Source organism: Comamonas thiooxydans (assembly GCF_000964545.1).
GTDB lineage: Bacteria > Pseudomonadota > Gammaproteobacteria > Burkholderiales > Burkholderiaceae_C > Comamonas > Comamonas thiooxydans.
The window spans coordinates 1-3,330 of the sequence record NZ_BBVD01000036.1; the positions used below are offsets into that span (position 1 = coordinate 1).

Below are 3,330 nucleotides of genomic sequence, written 5' to 3' on the forward strand. Positions count from 1 at the left end.
TTCGGAGCCTTTTTCCAGCACGACTACGGAGACATCCTGACCTTTTTCGGCCGCCAGCTGCTTGAGGCGAATGGCAGTGGCCAGGCCACCGGGGCCACCGCCCACCACCACCACGTCATATTCCATGGCCTCTCGCGGGCCGTACTGGGCCAGGATTTCTTCGTTTGTCATCGGGATAAGTTTTTTATCGTTGCATCAATCGCTGGCGACCTTCCACAGGGCACCAGCAGATTTCATTTTCGAAAAGTTGCCATGATTACTTCGGCCGCGCGGATCACAGGCAGATCGACCATGCGGCCGTCGAGGCTGAAGACTTCGCCGCCGCGCCGAGAGGCTTCTTCGATTACGCGGCTCGCCCAGTCTCTCTCGGCGCTGGAATAGCCCAGAATTTCGTTCACACCCTCGACTTGGGCCGGATGAATGCATAGCTTCGCGCCAAATCCGAAGGCGCGCGCACGCTGGGTGTCGGCAACCAGCCGCTCGGCGCTGCCGGTATCCGTGGTCACGCCGTCGACGGGTTTGGGCAGCGCTGCGCGACGCGAAGCGGCCACGAGGGCATTGCGGGCGAAGGCCAGTTCGGGCTCCTCGGCCGTGGCGCGCATGCCCATGTCGAGCTGGAAATCGAGATGGCCGAAGGCAAGCCGCACCACCTGCGGATCGCGGGCCAGTTCGGTAGCCGCATCCAGACCGGCGAGCGATTCGACGAGGGCCACGATCGCTGCACGTTCACCCAGGGCTTTCGCCACGGCGCGCAAAGCAGCAGGTTCTTCGGACTTGGGCAGCATAGCGGCGACGCCATGCCCCACCCACTCACGTAGCAACGCGACGTCCGCCGCGTGCCAGGGCGTGCCTACTGCATTCACGCGTACCAGGACGCGAGTGCATTGCTCGGCGGACAGCTGAGGCAGGTACTGCGCCAGATGGGCGCGGGCGGCATCCTTGCTGCTTTCGGCCACGGCGTCTTCGAGGTCGATGATGATGCAGTCGGCGTCCGAAGCCAGCGCCTTGGCAAAGCGCTCGGGCTTGGTGGCTGGCACGAACAGAAAACTGCGCGCATGGCGCACGGCAAAAGTGTTGGCCATTAGATCACTCCTTGGGTGTGCAAAGCGGCGATGTCGGCATCCGTTCGGCCCAGGCTGCGCAAGATGGCCTCACTGTGCTCGCCCAGAGCGGGCACGGAGTCCATGCGGGCCTCAAAGCTGCTCACGTTGGCCGGCGGCAGCAGCGCCTGAAGTTCGCCAGCGGGCGAGCCGATGGTGCGGAAACGCCGGCGCGCATGCAGCTGTGGGTGCGTCCACAAATCGCCCACCTGGTTCACGGCGGCATTGGCGATCTGCGCATCGTCCAGGCGCGCGGTCACCTCCTGCGCCGTGAGGGCAGCGAAGGCCTCTTCGATGACCTGCTTGAGTTGCTCGCGGTTTTCCACACGGCGCACATTGGCGTCGAAGAGCGGGTCGGCGGCCAGTTCGGGGCGGCGCAGCACCACATCGCAAAACAGTTTCCACTCGCGCTCGTTCTGCAGGCCCAGCATCACCACCCGGCCGTCGCCCGCGGCGAACGGGCCATAGGGGTAGATGGTGGCGTGCGCGGCGCCATTGCGGCTGGGCGCGCTCTGGCCGTCATAGGCGTAGTACATGGGAAAACCCATCCATTCGCCCAGCGCTTCGAGCATGGAGACTTCGACGTGCGAGCCTTCGCCACTGATGTTGCGCTGCAATAGCGCACTCAGGATGCCACTGTAGGCATACATTCCCGCCGCGATGTCGGCAATCGAGTTGCCGGCCTTGCTCGGCTCATCCCTGGTGCCGGTGATGGAGAGGAAAGCCGCCTCGCTCTGGATCAACAGGTCATAGGCCTTCTTGTCGCGGTAAGGGCCTTCGGCGCCGTAGCCGCTGATGTCGCAGACAATGAGCTTGGGGTACTTGGCGTGCAGCGCCTCGAACGACAGGCCCATGCGCGCCGCCGCGCCAGGCGCGAGGTTCTGCACCAGCACATCGGCCCGGGCGATCAGCTCGCCCAGCACCTGCTGCGCCGCGGGCTGCTTCAGGTCCAGCGTGAGACTTTCCTTGGATCGGTTGGTCCAGACGAAGTGCGAGGCTAGGCCGCGCGTGCGGTGGTCATAGGCGCGCGCGAAGTCGCCCACGCCGGGGCGCTCGACCTTGATGACGCGCGCGCCCAGGTCGGCGAGCTGCCGCGTGCAGAACGGCGCAGCAATGGCGTGTTCCAGCGTAATGACAGTCATTCCGCTCAAAGGGCCCTTTTGGCCTTTTTTCGCTTGCATAGCAGGTCTCCGTTATTCGATTTCAGCACTGGCCTGCATGGCCAGTTGCCCCTGTGGTCCGCGCGCCCACAGGCGAGCAAGGGTGCCGGAATGACAATCTTCCAGCTTGCCGTTCACCGTGAACGGCGCTGTGTCGAACAAGGGGCTGACGGCCTTGAATTCGAAGCTGCGGATGGCCTTGCCGGGATGCGCGCGGCGCAGTTCCTCCATGAGCAGCGTGGCGATCAATGGCCCATGCACCACCAGGCCGGGGTAGCCTTCTTCCTGCATGGCATAGGGACGGTCGTAGTGGATGCGGTGGCCGTTGAAAGTAAGCGCCGAGTAACGCATCAGCAGCACCGGATCGGGGGTGATGGTGCGCGTGAACTGCTCGTCCGCCGGTGCAGCTGCGGGTTGCGGCACAGGTGCTCCAGGGGCTGGCGCATCGCGGTAGACGATATCCTGCTCTTCGTGGATCGCCACGCCCTGCCCGTCGGAAATCTTGTGCTGCACGGTTACGAACACCAGTTGGCCGCTGCGCCCTGACTTTGTATTGACGCTCTTGATGAGCGACACGCGCCGCACCGTTTCGCCCACGGCCACAGGCCGAAGGAACTGCAACCGTCCACCCGCCCACATGCGCCGGGGCAAGGTGATGGGCGGCAGAAAGCCGCCGCGCCTGGGATGTCCATCCGGACCGATGTTGGACTGTCGCTCGCCCGGCAGGAAATACAGCCAATGCCACAGCGGCGGCAGATGCGGCGGGAGCGCGCCGGCATTGGGTGCATCCAGCGTGGCCTGCATGAGGCGGATGGGGGCCTGGACAATATGGTCCGCGCTTTCGTCGGTGCAGCCTACCCAGGCGTCGAAGGATTCGGGGATTTCGGAACTCATACCGCCGCTGTCTCCTTTTTTCTTTGCATGAAACCGGGCTGCAGCGCTTGCCCTGCAAGCACCAGCAGCTATTTTTTGAGCAGCATCAGGCCTACAGCGCCTTGGCCAACTCCGGCACGGCCTGGAACAGATCCGCCTCCAGACCATAGTCGGCCACCGAGAAGATCGGGGCCTCC

4 protein-coding genes are annotated in these 3,330 nt (G+C 64.3%); all 4 read right to left on the reverse strand.

Annotated features, from left to right (window positions below):
• On the reverse strand, positions 1-171 hold a 171-nt coding region (locus Cth01_RS23870; RefSeq protein ID WP_156160285.1), incomplete at its 3' end, for an FAD-dependent oxidoreductase.
• Positions 172-233: 62 nt separating this feature from the next.
• The gene (locus Cth01_RS23875; protein WP_045840611.1) at positions 234-1,082 is read right to left on the reverse strand and encodes an HpcH/HpaI aldolase/citrate lyase family protein; all 849 of its coding nucleotides are present in this window, start codon (positions 1,080-1,082) and stop codon (positions 234-236) included.
• Positions 1,082-2,281, reverse strand: coding sequence for a CaiB/BaiF CoA transferase family protein (locus Cth01_RS23880; protein WP_045840612.1), 1,200 nt, complete (start codon positions 2,279-2,281; stop codon positions 1,082-1,084). Before Cth01_RS23880 ends, Cth01_RS23875 begins: the two co-directional genes overlap by 1 nt.
• Before the next feature lie 12 nt (positions 2,282-2,293).
• Positions 2,294-3,154, reverse strand: coding sequence for an HTD2 family dehydratase (locus tag Cth01_RS23885; protein ID WP_045840613.1), 861 nt, complete (start codon positions 3,152-3,154; stop codon positions 2,294-2,296).
• Positions 3,155-3,330: the final 176 nt, after the last annotated feature.